At 31.4% G+C, this 16,861-nt stretch carries 19 protein-coding genes; 7 read left to right on the plus strand and 12 right to left on the minus strand.

The genetic code is table 11. The annotated features are described in order from the left end of the window. Positions 1–61: 61 nt before the first annotated feature. Both B4L98_RS13075 and dnaG read right to left on the minus strand, forming a co-directional pair. A complete protein-coding gene (locus tag B4L98_RS13075) occupies positions 62–553 on the minus strand; it encodes a septal ring lytic transglycosylase RlpA family protein (RefSeq protein ID WP_219035263.1) in 492 nt (163 codons plus the stop codon). Positions 554–800: 247 nt separating this feature from the next. After that, entirely contained in the window at positions 801–2,747 is a 1,947-nt protein-coding gene (dnaG, locus tag B4L98_RS13080) for a DNA primase (RefSeq protein WP_286496023.1), read from the minus strand. Between the two features lie 163 nt (positions 2,748–2,910). Between dnaG and B4L98_RS13085 the strand changes: the two genes are divergently transcribed. The 3 genes from B4L98_RS13085 to sucD all read left to right on the plus strand — a co-directional run bounded on the left by B4L98_RS13085 (position 2,911) and on the right by sucD (position 5,745). Further along, positions 2,911–3,693, plus strand: coding sequence for an META domain-containing protein (locus B4L98_RS13085; protein ID WP_291078440.1), 783 nt, complete (start codon positions 2,911–2,913; stop codon positions 3,691–3,693). An 88-nt stretch (positions 3,694–3,781) separates the two neighbouring features. Beyond that, positions 3,782–4,708, plus strand: a complete 927-nt coding sequence (locus tag B4L98_RS13090; RefSeq protein WP_286496012.1) for a UDP-3-O-(3-hydroxymyristoyl)glucosamine N-acyltransferase — start codon at positions 3,782–3,784, stop codon at positions 4,706–4,708. Between the two features lie 167 nt (positions 4,709–4,875). Next, the gene (gene sucD / locus B4L98_RS13095) at positions 4,876–5,745 is read left to right on the plus strand and encodes a succinate--CoA ligase subunit alpha (RefSeq protein WP_038337297.1); all 870 of its coding nucleotides are present in this window, start codon (positions 4,876–4,878) and stop codon (positions 5,743–5,745) included. Positions 5,746–5,794: 49 nt separating this feature from the next. Here sucD and B4L98_RS13100 read toward each other — a convergent pair whose 3' ends face one another. The 6 genes from B4L98_RS13100 to B4L98_RS13125 all read right to left on the minus strand — a co-directional run bounded on the left by B4L98_RS13100 (position 5,795) and on the right by B4L98_RS13125 (position 11,138). Further along, positions 5,795–6,799 (minus strand): hypothetical protein, encoded by a 1,005-nt coding sequence (locus tag B4L98_RS13100; protein WP_291078442.1) that lies wholly within the window; start codon positions 6,797–6,799, stop codon positions 5,795–5,797. Next, complete coding sequence (locus B4L98_RS13105; protein WP_291059121.1) at positions 6,799–7,458, minus strand: DUF4240 domain-containing protein; 660 nt, start codon at positions 7,456–7,458, stop codon at positions 6,799–6,801. Before B4L98_RS13105 ends, B4L98_RS13100 begins: the two co-directional genes overlap by 1 nt. A 243-nt stretch (positions 7,459–7,701) precedes the next feature. Beyond that, the gene (locus B4L98_RS13110; RefSeq protein WP_291059119.1) at positions 7,702–8,838 is read right to left on the minus strand and encodes a glutathionylspermidine synthase family protein; all 1,137 of its coding nucleotides are present in this window, start codon (positions 8,836–8,838) and stop codon (positions 7,702–7,704) included. Between the two features lie 9 nt (positions 8,839–8,847). Further along, positions 8,848–9,237, minus strand: a complete 390-nt coding sequence (locus B4L98_RS13115; RefSeq protein ID WP_125349731.1) for a hypothetical protein — start codon at positions 9,235–9,237, stop codon at positions 8,848–8,850. Between the two features lie 6 nt (positions 9,238–9,243). Next, positions 9,244–9,522, minus strand: a complete 279-nt coding sequence (locus B4L98_RS13120) for a hypothetical protein (RefSeq protein WP_291078444.1) — start codon at positions 9,520–9,522, stop codon at positions 9,244–9,246. A 104-nt stretch (positions 9,523–9,626) separates the two neighbouring features. After that, positions 9,627–11,138, minus strand: coding sequence for a succinate CoA transferase (locus B4L98_RS13125; RefSeq protein ID WP_291062775.1), 1,512 nt, complete (start codon positions 11,136–11,138; stop codon positions 9,627–9,629). 195 nt (positions 11,139–11,333) lie between these two features. On the opposite strand from B4L98_RS13125, the gene B4L98_RS13130 reads away from it, so the two are divergent. Next, the gene (locus tag B4L98_RS13130; protein ID WP_291059117.1) at positions 11,334–12,155 is read left to right on the plus strand and encodes an AraC family transcriptional regulator; all 822 of its coding nucleotides are present in this window, start codon (positions 11,334–11,336) and stop codon (positions 12,153–12,155) included. Between the two features lie 8 nt (positions 12,156–12,163). Continuing rightward, entirely contained in the window at positions 12,164–12,826 is a 663-nt protein-coding gene (locus B4L98_RS13135; RefSeq protein WP_291059115.1) for an alpha/beta fold hydrolase, read from the plus strand. 39 nt (positions 12,827–12,865) lie between these two features. Here the strand turns inward: B4L98_RS13135 and truB are convergent, their stop codons facing one another. Genes truB through B4L98_RS13155 form a run of 4 tightly spaced genes read right to left on the minus strand, consistent with a single transcriptional unit; the run spans position 12,866 to position 15,657 of the window. Next, positions 12,866–13,576 (minus strand): tRNA pseudouridine(55) synthase TruB, encoded by a 711-nt coding sequence (truB, locus tag B4L98_RS13140; RefSeq protein WP_291059113.1) that lies wholly within the window; start codon positions 13,574–13,576, stop codon positions 12,866–12,868. Between the two features lies 1 nt (position 13,577). After that, positions 13,578–14,462: an undecaprenyl-diphosphate phosphatase gene (locus B4L98_RS13145; RefSeq protein WP_291072023.1), complete on the minus strand. Its 885-nt coding sequence runs from the start codon at positions 14,460–14,462 to the stop codon at positions 13,578–13,580. Next, on the minus strand, positions 14,462–14,764 hold the full coding sequence (locus B4L98_RS13150; RefSeq protein WP_286496112.1) for a DUF3098 domain-containing protein: 303 nt from the start codon (positions 14,762–14,764) through the stop codon (positions 14,462–14,464). Before B4L98_RS13150 ends, B4L98_RS13145 begins: the two co-directional genes overlap by 1 nt. Beyond that, a complete protein-coding gene (locus B4L98_RS13155) occupies positions 14,764–15,657 on the minus strand; it encodes a cell division protein FtsX (protein ID WP_221855311.1) in 894 nt (297 codons plus the stop codon). The genes B4L98_RS13150 and B4L98_RS13155 overlap by 1 nt, the downstream gene beginning before the upstream one ends. Positions 15,658–15,763: 106 nt before the next feature. Here B4L98_RS13155 and rsmA point away from each other — a divergent pair, with 106 nt between their 5' ends. Beyond that, entirely contained in the window at positions 15,764–16,531 is a 768-nt protein-coding gene (gene rsmA / locus B4L98_RS13160; protein WP_038332430.1) for a 16S rRNA (adenine(1518)-N(6)/adenine(1519)-N(6))-dimethyltransferase RsmA, read from the plus strand. A 3-nt stretch (positions 16,532–16,534) separates the two neighbouring features. After that, positions 16,535–16,861 (plus strand): magnesium transporter MgtE N-terminal domain-containing protein (locus tag B4L98_RS13165; protein WP_414646671.1); only part of this gene is annotated, 327 nt, incomplete at its 3' end.

A 16,861-nucleotide genomic window follows, 5' to 3' on the forward strand; every position in this document is an offset into this window, starting at 1 on the left:
TAAAAAAGAAAAGGATTGAACATTGTTCAATCCTTTTCTTTTTTAATATCTAAAAATTGTTTTATTCTACAACTTCCATTTCTACGTTTAATGTTCCCGCATTAATAGAACCTATAGAAGTAAACGCTGCTTTACTCAAATCCAATAAACGAGATTTTGTATGAGGTCCTCTATCGTTTATTTTTACAACAACAGATTTTCCGTTATTTGTATTGGTTACTTTGACTTTTGTACCGAATGGTAAAGTTTTGTGGGCTGCAGTTAAGTTATTTTTGTTATATAACTCGCCACTAGAAGTTTTTTTACCGTGAAATTTATCAGCATACCATGATACAATTCCACTTACTTTTTTTCCAGCTTTTTCAACAATTTCCGAAATCGCAGTGTTATCTGTTTTATTAAAATCTGAAAATTTATTGATTAAATTAAGTTTCAAATTTTTAGTTATAGTAACTGGTAACGGATTTTCTATTGAAAAGTTTGATTTTCCTTTAGCTTGAGCCATTGGGATAATCATCAGCATTACTAATAATGTTAAAATATTCTTTGTCATTCTTTAGTTCTTTCTGAATCTTTATCTAAAATAAGCATAATTGATTTTGTTTGTACATGCATAGTTTTTTCTAATGTTTTTTAGAAATGAAAAGAGACTTAAATGTATATGTTTAGTAGCTTTAGAAAGAAATGTTAACTATAAGTTAAAAATATAGTTACTTATTAAAATTTTTAAGAATTATTTACAATTATTGTCTAAATAATTATTAATCAATTTATTAACTTTTTAACAAGTAAATGTTAAATTAAATGACGCGATTAAGATGTTGATTTAAGATATTTTTTAATCCAGTAAAACGCATAATTTGTTGAAGAATTTGACTCGTTTCTTCAATTGATAATTCAGGATTTTTTGTTTGATGCATCAATTCTTTAATCATATTATCTATGTAAATAATTTTGAAGCGAAGTAAAACATCAAATAAATCTTTGTGCACAAATTCTTCTTTTTTCTTAATATTGATGCCTTGTTTTACTGTCCAGTTTTCGCTTAAACTATGCTTTTCTAACATCATTTCCGAAGCAAGCTGTACAATTTCTGGATTGGTTAATCGAGAAAAATAGGTTCCTGTTCGCAATTCATCATTTTCTAAACCAACTTTCACTTCTTCTAAAATAGATTGATAAAGCGGATTACTCAAACTCAGTTCGTTTTCATCAAATTGAGAAATGATTTCTTGGTTAACTGTTGTTTTATATAGCTCGTTGTTCTCGTTCTTCAAATCAACTTCCAAATCACCAAATTGCATAATCAACTTAATAATTTCATTTTCTACAGTTTGTTGAACATTGATGACTTCCTTTGTAGACGGAACAACCGAAATAGCAGTTTTTTTTGTTCGCGCATTATCGATAATATGAGAAGACGAAGAAGTTGATTTATCGCCAGAATTTTGCAATTGAGCCAATTCTTTGAACAAAACTTCTTCTCGAATTTCCATAATTTTAGAAGTTTCTGCAATGTAAACTTCTTGCTTGATAATATTTGGAATAAGTGAAATCGATTTGACAATTTCTCTAATTAATTCAGCTTTTTTGATAGGATCATTCTTCGCATCTTCCAACAAAACATTTGCCTTGAAACGAATAAAATCGGAGGCATTTTCTTTTATATACGCTTCGATTTCTGTTGTCGAATGTTTTTTGGAAAACGAATCTGGATCTTCGCCTTCTGGTAACAAAAGAATTTTGACATTCATTTCTTGTTCCAAAATCATATCAATTCCACGGAAAGATGCTTTGATCCCAGCATTATCACCATCGTACATCACAATGATGTTCTCTGTCAAACGTTTTATCAAACGAATTTGTTCGTTTGTAAGCGCTGTTCCAGAACTCGCTACTACATTTTGAATTCCTGCTTGATGCAACGACAAAACATCTGTATAACCTTCGACCAAAAAACATTGATCGGCTTTTGTAATGTGTTGTTTTGCCTGAAATAATCCGTAAAGCGTTTTACTTTTATGGTAAATTTTATTTTCGGGAGAGTTTAAATATTTAGCAGCTTTGGCATCATTTCGCAAAATTCTTCCACCAAAACCTAATGTACGTCCCGAAAAACTATAAATAGGAAACATAACACGTTCGCGAAACTTGTCATATTTCTTATTATCTTCTTTGAAAGTTGCTAAACCAGCTTCTTCAATTAATTCTTTCGAATAACCATTTTTTAAGGCATATTCAGCAAAGGCATCCCATTGTTTTGGTGAATAACCAAGCTCAAATTTGTCGATGGTTTCTTTGGTAAAGCCACGTTCGCGGAAATAACTTAATCCAATCAAATTTCCTTCTTCCGAATTATGCAATTGATTAGTGAAGAATTTCTTCGCAAAATCAGTCAAGATATATAAACTTTCGCGGTCTTTTTCCTCTTGTTGTTGCTCAAAAGTATATTCAGCATCTTCTTCAATCTCGATGTTATAACGTTTTGCCAACCATCGCAACGCTTCTGGATAAGTAAATTGTTCAACTTCCATCAAAAAAGTCACAACATTTCCACCTCTTCCAGAAGAAAAATCTTTCCAGATTTGTTTGGCAGGTGAAACAACAAAAGAAGGTGTTTTTTCGTTCCCAAAAGGCGAGAGTCCTTTTAAGCTAGAACCTGCACGTTTTAAGTTTACAAAATCACCAACAACTTCTTCTACACGAGCTGTTTCGAAAATTATATCTATCGTTCTTTGAGAAATCAAATTGAATTATTTTTTAGAATTATGTAAACAAATTAATTCTCAAAATTAAAACAAATTCTTTACTTGGCTTCATCTTTTCAAAACCTTTGTAGAAATGTATTTTAACATTTTTGAGATTTGGTATGATATTCGTTTATTAGACTGAAACTTGAAATTAAATTTTATGAAATCAACAATTTTAAAAATATCTTTTTCAGCAATTTTAGCAACAGGATTTTTAACATCTTGTTCTACTGTTAATAACGTGATTGGTAATACTGAAAACACAAATGATAACTCTATTTTAGGGAAATGGGAGTTGAGCCAAATTAATTTTATGAAGGCAGGTACTATTGCAGAAGCTTATCCAATAGGAACACCTTATCTTAATTTTGTTTCAAATAGTATGTTAAATGCTTCGGATGGTTGTAACACTATGAATGGAGGAGTTACAATTTCTGGAAATGAAATAACTTTTGGTAATATGATGTCTACGATGAAAGCTTGTCAAAATGTAGAAGATTCTAATTTCAGTTCAAAATTAAATGGAAAATTAAAATATTCTATTTCAGATAATAAATTATTATTAATCCAAGGTGATATTGTCATCATGACTTTTGTTCGTCCTGGTACTTTAGCAGGCTCTTGGGAATTAGAAGAATTTATTGGTAAAGATAGAAGTGCAAAATCATTAGATGATCGTTTCCCAAATCAAAAACCTACATTAACATTCCAAAATAACAAAGTTTCTGGTAATGATGGATGTAATAATTTGACAGGAGCTTATGTAGCGGTTGGTAATTCATTGACTGTAAAAAACATCGCAACTACGCGTATGGCTTGTCAAGGAGTAGATTCTGATGCTTTTGGAGAGCGTTTTAACAATGTAAACAAATACGAAATTATAGACGGAAAATTAGTTTTGTTTGCAAATGATGTTAAAACAATGGTTTTCAAGAAAAAATAATGAAATTCAATTTATAAATCATTAAAGCTGTCATTTTTTGACAGCTTTTTTATTTTTATATTTGTAGACTTTTTAAAAGGAGAGAAAGATGAAATTTCCACAAACACATCAATTAAAAGATATAGCATCAATTATCGATGCGAAATTTATTGGAGACGAAAATTTTCCAGTAGAAGGAATCAATGAAATTCACCGTGTAGAAGCGGGAGATATAGTTTTTGTTGATCATCCAAAATATTATGATAAAGCGTTACAATCGAATGCTACAATCGTTTTGATTAACAAAGAAGTTGATTGTCCAGAAGGAAAAGCTTTGTTGATTTCTGATGATCCTTTCCGTGATTTTGTCAAAATTGGACAACATTTTATGGCGTTTGAAACTTCTACAAAACAAATTTCTGATTCAGCAGAAATAGGTGAAGGAACAGTTATTCAGCCAGGGGCATTTATTGGAAATCATGTTAAAATTGGAAAAAATTGTGTGATTCATTCTAATGTTTCAATCAATGATTATGCAATTATCGGAGATAATGTAATTATTCGTTCGGGAACAGTTTTAGGAGCTGATGCATTTTATTACAAAAACCGCGAAACAGGTTTTGATCGTTTAAAATCTGTCGGAAATGTTATCATCGAAAATAATGTAGAAATTGGTGCGAATTGTACGATAGATAGAGGAGTTTCTGCGTCTACAATTATTGGAGAAGGAACAATTATGGATAACTTAATTCAGATTGGTCATGATACAATTATAGGTAAAAAATGTTTGATTGCTTCGCAAGTTGGAATTGCTGGTTGTGTAAATGTAGAAGACGAAGTTTCTATTTGGGGACAAGTTGGGATTACAAGTGGTATAACAATCGGTACAAAAGCGGTGTTATTAGCACAAGCAGGAGTTAGTAAATCTTTGGAAGGTGGAAAAACATATTTTGGTTATCCAGCAGAAGAGGCTCGTGGCTTGTATAAAAAAATGGCTGTCACAGAGATAATGGTTCGCGATTACAAGAGAAAATAAAATTCTTTATAGAATATATTTGCAGCCGACCATTTGGTCGGCTTTTTTTTATGATAAATATCTTATACTTTTTTGTCCTGTTCTAATAAAGACTTAGTGTATTTTTTACATTGAATATTTTTTAAAATGCAAAACTCCTTTTATATTTGTGTAAATTAAAAATCACAATGTCTGTATTAGTAAACAAAGATTCAAAAATAATCGTTCAAGGTTTCACAGGGAAAGAAGGAACTTTTCATGCTGAGCAAATGATTGAATATGGAACACAAGTAGTAGGTGGTGTAACTCCAGGAAAAGGAGGACAAACTCACCTAGGATTACCAATTTTTAACACAGTAAAAGATGCTGTTGATCAAGCAGGAGCAGACGTTTCTATTATTTTCGTTCCACCAGCATTCGCTGCTGACGCTGTAATGGAAGCTGCAGAAGCAGGTATCAAAGTAATTATTTGTATTACAGAAGGTATTCCAGTAGAAGATATGGTAAAAGTACAAGCTTATGTTGACCAAAGAGATGTAACATTAATCGGACCTAACTGTCCTGGTGTTATTACTTCTGAGGAAGCTAAAGTTGGTATTATGCCAGGTTTCATTTTCAAAAAAGGTAAAGTTGGTATCGTTTCTAAATCAGGAACTTTAACTTACGAAGCTGCAGACCAAGTTGTAAAAGCTGGTTACGGAATTTCTACAGCAATCGGAATTGGTGGAGACCCAATTATTGGAACTACAACGAAAGAAGCTGTTGAATTATTTATGAATGACCCTGAAACTGAGTGTATCGTAATGATTGGTGAAATTGGTGGACAATTAGAAGCTGAGGCTGCTCGTTGGATTAAAGCAAATGGAACTAAACCAGTTGTAGGATTTATCGCAGGACAAACTGCACCAAAAGGTCGTACAATGGGACACGCTGGAGCTATCGTTGGTGGAGCTGATGATACAGCACAAGCTAAAATGGCAATTATGGAAGAATGTGGAATCCATGTTGTTGCATCTCCTGCTGATATCGGAGCTACAGTTGCAAAAGTTTTAGGATAAGAATATTCTTAATCAAAATAGTAAGGAACTCAAATTTGAGTTCCTTTTTTTATTTTAAAATTCTTGTTATGCAATAAATATTATATGTAATCAATACAATCAATAATACTCCTAAACACATTAGTAATAAATCAAATCGCCCTTGAAATTTATTTGAAAAATCGATTTGTATTAACTCTTTATTTTGATATTTTAAAGCTTGTATTGATATTATTTTCTTATTATTTAAATGAGAATAAAAATAAGGTTGTGCCAGTTTTTTGATTTTGTAATCATTATCCTCTTTAAAAATTTCGAATTCAATCAAATTATTTTGATGATTTGTTTTAACAAATTCATATCCATTAATTTTATTGAAATTTTCATATTGTAAATTGAAATTTATTTGAGGATATTCTTTTAATTTAAAGATTAAATATTCTTTTCGATTTTTCCTTTTTCCACTAAAATCTATTTCTGGCTGATAAGCCATATGACCTTTAATGGTTTTGTATTCTTGTATTTTATCAGGCTGATAATTTTCTATGCTAAAAGATAAAATAAATATTATTAAAGAGGAGAAAATCAATGATGTAATTATAATATATTCTTTTTCTACAAAACTTATTTCAAAATCTTCATTCTTTTTTATTTCAGGATAATTAGTTTTTAAATAAGATAGAATCTCATCAAACACATATTTATTATGAACTTCTTTAATACGACAAACTATTTTATTATCAGTATACAATTGGATTAATTGTCCATTAGATTTCCTTTTATAAGAATCTTTATATTCACCATTTGTAATACTAAAGCTTGTGAAATCTATCGCTTTCTTATATACTAAATTAGTATAAATAAGTCTGTTGTTATTAAATTCATAAGACTCTTTACTATCACTAATTATAAAATAAAGTTGAACTATAATAAGTCCAGAAATTAAAAAATAATTGAAAGCGCTATATCCTATTAATATAAAAAAGAAATAGGCAACTACTGAAATTAATGTGACAATTTTCCTTAGAGCACTATCTTCCCTTAAAGGAATAAAATGGGTATTAAATTTTATCATTATAAAAACTCGTCTTCATCATCAAAATCATCTTCCATTTCGTCGTCGTCTGGAGAATAATCTTCGATAAAAACTTTGAATAATCTTGGACAAATGATTTGCAAATTGGTTAAATTTTCGTCATCCCAATCAAAATCAGGTTTTGGAGATTTTTCGGTATAAAATTTAAAACATTCTTTATCTACAAAGTCAATAATCTTGTGTTCAAATTTTTCGTAGAAAACATCATCAGCGATTAAATGAAAATCTTCAAATTCATATAAATCATCTTCGTTAAAGCCTTCGTTAAAATAATCGGCTAAATTATCAGGATTCAAAATTGCCTTTTCAAACAATTCTTGTCCTTGTGAAATAATCCAATTTTTGAAATAATAGAAATGCGTAGGATCTGTATCGTCATTCATAATACAAGCCGCACACCATATTTCAGGCGAATGTAATGAATACGAATAGAACTCTAATCGAAGTTGAAAACCAATAATATCCTCGGCAGTTAGATCTTCTAATTCTTGTGCCAAAGCCTTTTCTTGATCTTGCAAATTAATGGCATTGAGCAAAGAATTTTCTATAATTTGCCAAAACAAATCTTCTTCGAGCATACGCGAAATGCGCTCTGTGGGAAGGGTTGAAGAGTTAAACAAATCATCTAAAAAATCCATATTTCTACTTTTTAGTTTGTATTAAGTTGGTTTTGATTCGTAAAAAATTATCTAATGTTTTATTTCTTAAACCTTTAATTGATAAAACATTTTAATAAAATCTTTTTTTAATTTATAAATAAAATATGATGAAACCTATTAATTTTTAAACTATTTACAATTTTTAAGGTAATTGTTTGATTTTGTTTAAACTAAAAAAAAGTCTAATTCGAAGTGGAATTAGACTTTTTGGTTTTAAATATTTTACTCAATAATATGCGGAACAAAACGACTTTTATCGGTTGTAATAAATTGGTCACTTTCGCGGAACGTAATTCCACACGATTCTTGTCCAATAATCCAACTTCCGATAATGGTATAACCTGTTTCTTCATGATGTAAATTAGCCAAAGCTTGATAAATAAAACCTTCTTCGCCATATTCTCCTGAAGTTTGCTCCGAAATAGTTCCGTTTTTTACAATTTCTACATTTGCACCTTCACGAGATAACAATGGTTTTTTGACATAATTCTTCATCTCTTTTGGTGAATCTGTATAAGCTTCTAATAATAATGGATGATCTGGATACAATTCCCATAAAATTGGTAAAATAGCTTTGTTTGAAAGAATCATTTTCCAAACAGGTTCTATCCAATTTGCGTTGATTTCATCATTTTTGATGTTGTATGCAAACAACTCGTCCATCATCCATTCCCACGGATAAAGTTTGAAAATATCTGTAATAGGTTCTTCTTCTAAATCAACAAAATTGACATTATTCCAACCGATTTCGTCTACATAAATTAATTTGGTATTAATTCCGGCCTGTATCGCGCAATCTCTGATATATTCGATATTCGTCAAATCTTCTAACGATTCTCTTACACAAGAAAAATGTAAGGTTTCACCTTTCAAATAAGTTTTTAACATTTTCCATGTTTCAATTAATTTATCATGAACAGAATTGAATTGATCTTTCGTTTCTCCAAAATAATTTTCCATCCAAAGCCATTGTACAACACCACATTCGAACAACGAAGTTGGCGTATCAGCATTGAATTCTAACATTTTCAATTGATCATTATCATATGCAAAATCAAAACGTCCATAAATACTTGGCGCATCATTTTCCCATGTATCATTCAAATAAGGTTGAATAAATTTTGGAATTTTAAATTCGTCCAAACGATTATTTAGAATCACATGTACGACAGCATTCAAGCACATTCCCCACAATTCGTTTGTCGCTTCAAAGATTTTATCCGCTTCTTTTTCCGAAATAGAATAGTAATAATCTTCTACCCAATAGGTTTGTTTATTTTCGTCTGTATGATAACCAAAGCCGATATTTTCTAACCTTTTTTGCCAGTTTTCGTCCGCTTTTATTCTTTTTAATTGCATAAAATTAGTTTAAGATGAAACTGAACGAGAAGAAGCAGATTTTCCGAATCCACCGCGAACAGTTTGACTTTTATACGCTTGCGCTTTTGCCGCGTTTGTTCCGACATTAGATTGTTGATGCAAACCTTGACTTGCATAGCCCATTCCGCCACCAGTTAAGCTACGAAAAGCCATAAACCACAGTAACGAACTTCCCATTCCGCCGTGATGCGAACCACCAGAATGCGACGAATAATTTGACGTGACATCTGTGTAAGGTGCAGTAGAATCTGCACGCATATATACCTTTTGTGCATTGTTTGTAACAGGCGCTTCTTCACGATTCATACACGAACTAAGAACCGACGAAATTAACACTAAAGTCACGACTTTACTTGCTCTTTTTTCTCTTTTATTCATGATAGATTATTGAATAGTTACGTAAATAGGAATTTTGGTAGAATCGGTAGGTGTATATTGTTTGTGCGTAATCAAAGTATCTACTTTCTCTGCAATTATCAAATCGTTTGACCAAATTTTTTGTTTGGTAATATGTAAAACAGAATCGCCTTTCGTTTCGGTTGTTAATACAACTTCACGAGCTGATTTTTTATCAATTTGTTCTAAATTCTGATTTTCGTTTTTATTAGATTGACACGCAAAAAAAGTTGTCAATGGTAGTGTTATTAAAAGTATTTTTTTCATTTTTCTTAGACTTCTAACAAAGTTACATTATTTCACAAAAAAAGCACAATCCAGAAATTCTGAATTATGCTTTTTGAAAAAGTATAGTCTTATTATTTATTATTCTAATGATTTAAAACTAATAATTCTTCTTTTTTCATAGAACCTGTTTGTTTCAATCTTGTGTGCCAAGAGAACGCTTCTTCTAAGATATGTGGCGTTTGACCACCTCTTTCTGCACAAGCTCTTTCGAAATAAGATAATAATTCACCTTTATAATCTGGATGAACACAGTTGTTGATAATTTCGATTGCTCTTTCGCGTGGTGCTAAACCTCTTAAATCGGCTAAGCCTTGCTCTGTAACAATAATATCTACATCATGTTCTGTGTGATCGTGATGAGAAACCATCGGAACGATAGACGAAATATTTCCACCTTTTGCGATAGAAGCAGTAACAAAGATTGAGATAAATGCATTACGAGCAAAATCTCCAGAACCTCCAATACCATTCATCATGTGTGTACCAGAAACATGAGTTGAGTTTACGTTACCATAAATATCACACTCTAAAGATGTATTGATTCCAATAATTCCTAAACGACGAATAACTTCGGCAGAGTTAGAAATAGATTGAGGACGTAAAACAATTTTATCTTTATAATTGTCGATGTTTCCTATAACACGGTCATAACATTCTTGAGAAACTGTCATAGAAGATGCCGAAGCAAACTTCATTTTTCCAGAATCAATTAAGTCAAATGTAGAATCTTGTAAAACTTCTGAATACATGACTAAATCTTCAAAATCAGAATGTTCTAAACCACCTAAAACGGCGTTTGCAACTTTACCAATACCACATTGTAATGGCATTAATGATTTTGTAAGACGACCTTCTTCAACTTCATTTTCGAAGAATTTCACAATGTTTTGAGCAATTGCAGCAGTCGCTTCATCAGCTGGTTGAATGTCTCCTGGAGCATCTTGAATGTCGTGAAAAACAATTCCAACAATTTTAGAAGGATCTACTTTTATTGTTTCTGTTCCAATTTTTGTATCACAAGTAGTGATGTTAATTGGAGTACGTTTTCCATATTCTTCTACACTATAAATATCGTGAATACCTTTGATATTTGTAGGAATAGATGTGTTAATCTCAATGATTAATTTGTCTGCATTTGCAGCAATTTCTGCATTATTACCGATAGAAGTAGTAGGTACTAAAGAACCATCATCTAAAATTTCAGCAACTTCTAAAACACCTAAATTAATTTTAAATTGTCCATCTAAAATATGCTCAGCAGTTTCTCCTAAATGCTGATCGATAAATAAAACATTACCTGCATTTATATTTTTACGCATTACAGTATCTACTTGGAATGGTAAACGTTTTTTTAATGCTCCACTTTCTACTAAAGCTGCGTCTGTACCATGTCCTAATGAAGCTCCTGTTACTAAAGTGATTTTTAAATTTTCAGATTTGGCACGCTCAGCAACAGCTTTTAATACAACTTTAGTATCGCCTCCTCTTGTAAAACCACTAGAACCAACAGTCATTCCATCTTCAAAAAATTTGGCAGACTCCTCTGCTGTCATTACTTTTGACTGTAGGTTAGTTAATTTTATTCTTTCCAACATAATGCAACTTTTTCTTTCTAATACTATTCAATAATTGTTCCCTTCTGAACGAAGGGAGTTACAAATATTGGATTAATTAATAAAAAGTTAATATTAAAAATAGTCAAATAATTATCTATTTCGGACATTTTTATTTGTGTACATTATACATCATATCAAATAAATTATTATATTAGTTCGCAGATTAAAGAAACTATGAATATACATTTGGATAATAAGTTCGAAACACGATATTACCTAACCGAAATTGACAAATTACCAACCTCAATTTTCTGTTACCATAAGGAAATTTCGGAAGCATACGTGGTAGAACATAAACATAACAAAGCGCAATTTCTTTATTGTGAGGGAGGAATAGTTTATGTAAAAATAGGAAAAGATACTTTTTATTTACCTGCAAGACACTATATGTGGATACCGCCTCATGTGGAACATAGTATACACCCAAATACACCAGAGGTGATTATGAGAAATTTATATTTCCCTATTAATGAAAGTGATAATTCGTTTTATAAAAAAGTAGGAATCTATCCTGCTGATGGATTGTTGTTAGAGCTTTTATTATTTTCTAACCAATGGAAAGGAGATATTCTTCCAGAAAATAGAAGCGAATATGTAATTGCACAAGCTTTTAAAGAAATATTACCTAAAGTAAGCAAAAGTAGTTTACGATTAGCTCTTCCATTACCACACGACGAACGTCTGAAAAAAATCGTTCAATTCTTAGATGATAATATGGATTCTTCGATTACAATGAAGAAAATTACAGCCGAATTCGGATTCTCTGAACGATCATTATCACGATTATTCCAAAAAGATTTGAATATGACATTTGTTCAATATTTCACTATTTTAAGAATGTTACGCGCTTTACAATTGTTAATTGATAATACGTATTCAATCAGTGAAATTTCGACAATGGTTGGTTACAATAGTTTGCCGACGTTTAGTAATACATTCCAAAAAGTAATTGGAGTTCGTCCAACAGATTATTCAAAGAAAAAAGATATATTATAAATTTAGGTATGAAAATTTATCAAGTAAGTGGATTAGGCGCAAACGCAAATGCTTTTCGAAATCTACGCTTGGAACAAGATTTTGAGCAAGTTTATATTCCTTGGTTAGATCCAGAGAAAGATGAAACTTTGGCTCATTATACTGAAAGATTGTTAGATAAAATAAATCCCATAGAAGATTTTCTTTTGATGGGATTATCTTTTGGTGGAATAATTGTGCAGGAAATGAATCGTTTTATCAATCCAAAACATACATTTCTGATTTCGACAGTGAAGAGTAGGGCAGAGCTTCCGAAGTTATTTCGATTTTCGGCTTCTATTAATGCGCATAAAATAATTCCGATGAGTTTTTTAACTTCAGACCGAACATTTTCGTACATGATGATGCGAAAATTGTATTATACGGATCGTGATAAAGATAATATTGACGATATTTTTGAGTTTCGAAACAAAGAATATTTAAGTTGGTCGATTCATAAGATTGTAAACTGGGAACATTCTACAGCTTATCACGAAGAAAATATCACACATATTCATGGTACAAAAGATATTGTTTTTCCGATTGAATATATCAAAGATGCAATACAAATAGAAGGCGGAACACATATTATGGTGATGCAAAAGCCAAAATTAGTGAGCGATGAAATAAATAAAGTATTAATCACTTTATAGATAAAAAAAGCTTGAACATTTGTCCAAGCTTTTTTAATTTTATACTTCTTCTGTTGTATTTTCTTCTTCGAAATAACTTTTTTCTAAAGCGAAATTTTCAGCATTGATGACATCAAATTCGCCAATTTTTGTACGACGAAGTGCTGTTAAATATCCACCCGAATTAATTGCTTTTCCAAAATCAAAAGCCAAAGAACGAATATAGGTTCCTTTGCTACAATTCACTTCAAAATCGACAAAAGGTAAATCTATTTTTGTAATTTTAAAATCGTGAATCGTTATTTTACGTGCTTTACGTTCTATTTCTTGACCTTCGCGAGCTAATTCATACAAACGTTTTCCATCTACTTTTACCGCTGAATGCATTGGCGGAAATTGTTCAATTTCTCCAATAAATTGCTTCGTTGCTTCGTGAATGATTTCTTCTGTGATATGTTCAGTAGGAAAAGTTTGATCTTCTTCCGATTCCAAATCATATGTAGGCGTCGTTACACCTAATTTGATTGTACCTGTATAGGACTTTTCTTGCGCCTGAAATTCATCAATGCGTTTTGTCCATTTTCCTGTACAAACCAATAAAAGTCCAGTAGCTTTTGGATCTAAAGTCCCAGCATGTCCAACTTTTATTTTCTTTAAATTATATGCTTTTCTAATGTTCCAACGTATCTTATTTACGACATCAAAAGATGTCCAATCAAGTGGTTTATCAATCAAAAAAACGTGACCTTCTTGTATTTTTTCTACGTTCATCTTATTTGTGCTGAATCATTGTAGTTTCTACTGAAGCGGCATTGTCTTTTTCTGCTTGTGTTGGAGAATTGTAAGAGAAATAAATCAATAAAATAATTCCGATGATAATTCTGTACCACCCCCAAAATTTGAAACCGTATTTTGTTAAAACTGCAATAAATGTTTTCACTGCGATTAATGCTACAATAAATGCGACAACATTTCCAATTAAGAATAATATAATATGGTTTTGATCTTGCAAAATCATTTCGTAACCTTTCATTGGTGTTGCAGTATCTTCTCCCCAAGTTTTAACAAAAATAGAATAAACTGTAACCGCTAACATTGTCGGAACTGCTAAAAAGAAAGAAAATTCTGCAGCTGCTTTACGAGATAAACCTTGTGTCATACCTCCAATGATCGAGGCGGCGGAACGAGATGTACCAGGCATCATAGCCAAACATTGCCAAAAACCGATAATAATTGCTTGTTTTAATGTAATATCTTTTTCATCATTAATTTTAGGATTTTTGAACCATTTGTCTACAAATAATAAAATGATTCCTCCGAAAACTAACATTCCAGAAATAGCAACTTGATTTCCTAAAACAGCTTCGATTTTATCATCAAATAATTTTCCTAATATAAGGGCAGGAATAACCGCACAAGCTAATTTGATGTAAAAATTGAAATTGAAATTTTTGAAGTCAAAGAATTTTTTCCAATATAAAACGACAATTGATAAAATTGCTCCAAATTGTATCGAAACTTGAAACATTTTTAAGAATTCACTTTCTGGCATCCCCATCAAAGCTGCTGTGAATCCCATGTGTGCTGTAGAAGAAATTGGTAAATATTCGGTAAGACCTTCTATAATAGCAATAATAATTGCTTGTAAAGTATTCATTATTTTTCTTTATTCGGATTGATTAAAATGGCATAAATCTCGACGATGAAACCAACAACAACTAAAAAAGGCGCTAATCTAATTCTACGAAAAGAATAGATTTCGTCGTTCCAATAATTTGCATCCCACGTTCCATCGGGTCTTGTGTTCGCATCGTGTCCTGTCATCAATAAAAATCCAAGACCAATTAGCGCAACACCAATTGCCATGAAAATGTAATTTCTTTTTCCAAATAAAAAAGTAAAACCAGCATCGTTTGTAGATGCTGATTTTTTTGTTGTATTGATAGAATTTGATTTCATTAATAAAGTTGATCAGTTTTTAATCTTAAATAACGCCATGCAGCAAACAATGTACTGAAAACGGCAATAACAACTCCAATTCCAATTAAGATAATAATAAGTGGAGTGAAGCTTGGATTCCAAAGTACTAAACCAACTTTTGTTGCTAAAATGTACCATAAGAAACCTAATCCTACTGCTGCAATAAATGCTGCTAAGAAACCTAAAACTGCGGCTTCTATCAAGAAAGGTTTTACAATAAAACGTCTACGCGCACCAACTAATTGCATCGTTTTGATGCTGAAACGTTTTGCGTAAATTTTCAGACGTATAGAGTTGTTGATTAATACAACAACGATTACCAAGAAAATAACAGCAAAAATCATAATCCAAAAAGTAATTTTGTTGATGCTGTGGTAAATCGTTACCATCGCTTCTTTGTCACTTTTTACTTCGTCTACAATCGGATTTTTTGCCAATACCTTATTAATAGAATCAATTTGTTCAACAGATTGTATTAATGCAGGGTTCAATGTAATTTGAACTGATGCAGGGAAAATACTTTCTTCGAAGAAATCACTACCATCCGTACCCAAATCTTTTTTCGCAATTTTAGCTGCATCCTCTTTGCTGATATACTGTGTAGCTTCAACAAAAGGATACTTCACCTTCAACGAATCGATATAAGATTTCTGTAAATCAAGCTCCTTATCTTTTAATTTTGGATCTTCGACATCTTTAAAATATGCCTCGATTTTTAACTCTCTTTTTAGATGTTCTGCGTAACTTTGTGCATTAATGACAATTAAGCCGAAAATACCTAATAGAAATAAAACAAGCGAAATACTAATCACAACAGTGATGTTTGAAGATCGCAGTCTTTTTTTCTCAAATTTATCGTTCGTTTTTGACATTTGGGTTAATTTTGGGGCTAAGATAAAAAAAACTTATTTCGCAAGAAAGATATTCCGTATATATTCTACGGTAAGTTGGTTAAAGAAAACTTAAAATTTAGAATTTTTGAAAGTAAAAGCTAAAAAACATTTAGGTCAGCATTTTTTGAATGACGAAAATATTGCACGAGACATCGCTGAAGGGTTAACTTGGGAAGGCTATGATCGTGTCTTAGAAATTGGTCCAGGAATGGGCGTGTTGACAAAATATATTTTACAAGCAAAGAAAAATATAGAGGTTGTGGAGATTGATACAGAATCAGTCGAATATTTAAAAGAATATTATCAACCATTTTATCCAGGATTTAAAATTCATTCTGAAGATTTCTTGAAAATGGACTTTTCATCAAAGTTTGATGAACAAATTGCTATTTTAGGAAATTTTCCGTATAATATATCTTCGCAAATTATTTTTAAAGCTTTAGAAGAGCGTTACACTGTTCCCGAAGTTTGTGGAATGTTTCAGAAAGAAGTTGCAGAACGTATTGCATCCAAAAAAGGTACAAAAGATTATGGTATACTTTCTGTATTAGCTCAAGCTTATTATCATTGTGAATATTTGTTCACCGTTCCAGAACACGTTTTTACACCGCCACCAAAAGTGAAATCGGGCGTTATTATTATGAAACGCTACCGAACAGAAATTGAAGGAGTCGAACAAAAACGGTTTTTTCAAGTGGTAAAAGCTGGTTTTGGACAAAGAAGAAAAACGCTTCGTAATTCGTTGAAAGCTTTGGGAATTCCTGAAGATTTAAACGATCACGAGTTTTTGAATATGCGCGCAGAACAATTATCTGTCGAAGATTTTATTGAGTTAACGAAAAGAATGAAATAGATTATGGAGGTAAAAATTACAAAAGATTTTATTGAACATTTAAACGAAAGTATTAATCAGCAAAATGCAAAAGCAGTTAAGGAGATGTTGCAAGATTTGCACCCCGCCGATATTGCTGAATTGTTTGATGAGCTTTCGACCAAAGAACAATCTTTTGTAATTGATTTACTCGATAATGAAATTTCTGCTGATATCCTTCTTGAATTAGAAGAAGATGATCGACGCAAATTCCTGAAAACGCTTACTGCAAAAGAAATTGCTGAAGATGTCATTAATGAGATGGATACCGATGATGCTGTTGACGTTATTAATGAGCTTTCTGATGAAAAG

Origin of the sequence: Empedobacter sp. UBA5528, assembly GCF_002426075.1 — a bacterium.
Classification (GTDB): domain Bacteria; phylum Bacteroidota; class Bacteroidia; order Flavobacteriales; family Weeksellaceae; genus Empedobacter; species Empedobacter falsenii_B.

Bases quoted from the DNA above. Each gene is read 5' to 3' on its own strand.
- B4L98_RS13075 (WP_219035263.1), bottom strand. From the start codon at position 553: ATGACAAAGAATATTTTAACATTATTAGTAATGCTGATGATTATCCCA.
- B4L98_RS13085 (WP_291078440.1), top strand. From the start codon at position 2,911: ATGAAATCAACAATTTTAAAAATATCTTTTTCAGCAATTTTAGCAACA.
- B4L98_RS13090 (WP_286496012.1), top strand. From the start codon at position 3,782: ATGAAATTTCCACAAACACATCAATTAAAAGATATAGCATCAATTATC.
- sucD (WP_038337297.1), top strand. From the start codon at position 4,876: ATGTCTGTATTAGTAAACAAAGATTCAAAAATAATCGTTCAAGGTTTC.
- B4L98_RS13100 (WP_291078442.1), bottom strand. From the start codon at position 6,799: ATGATAAAATTTAATACCCATTTTATTCCTTTAAGGGAAGATAGTGCT.
- B4L98_RS13105 (WP_291059121.1), bottom strand. From the start codon at position 7,458: ATGGATTTTTTAGATGATTTGTTTAACTCTTCAACCCTTCCCACAGAG.
- B4L98_RS13110 (WP_291059119.1), bottom strand. From the start codon at position 8,838: ATGCAATTAAAAAGAATAAAAGCGGACGAAAACTGGCAAAAAAGGTTA.
- B4L98_RS13115 (WP_125349731.1), bottom strand. From the start codon at position 9,237: ATGAATAAAAGAGAAAAAAGAGCAAGTAAAGTCGTGACTTTAGTGTTA.
- B4L98_RS13120 (WP_291078444.1), bottom strand. From the start codon at position 9,522: ATGAAAAAAATACTTTTAATAACACTACCATTGACAACTTTTTTTGCG.
- B4L98_RS13125 (WP_291062775.1), bottom strand. From the start codon at position 11,138: ATGTTGGAAAGAATAAAATTAACTAACCTACAGTCAAAAGTAATGACA.
- B4L98_RS13130 (WP_291059117.1), top strand. From the start codon at position 11,334: ATGAATATACATTTGGATAATAAGTTCGAAACACGATATTACCTAACC.
- B4L98_RS13135 (WP_291059115.1), top strand. From the start codon at position 12,164: ATGAAAATTTATCAAGTAAGTGGATTAGGCGCAAACGCAAATGCTTTT.
- truB (WP_291059113.1), bottom strand. From the start codon at position 13,576: ATGAACGTAGAAAAAATACAAGAAGGTCACGTTTTTTTGATTGATAAA.
- B4L98_RS13145 (WP_291072023.1), bottom strand. From the start codon at position 14,462: ATGAATACTTTACAAGCAATTATTATTGCTATTATAGAAGGTCTTACC.
- B4L98_RS13150 (WP_286496112.1), bottom strand. From the start codon at position 14,764: ATGAAATCAAATTCTATCAATACAACAAAAAAATCAGCATCTACAAAC.
- B4L98_RS13155 (WP_221855311.1), bottom strand. From the start codon at position 15,657: ATGTCAAAAACGAACGATAAATTTGAGAAAAAAAGACTGCGATCTTCA.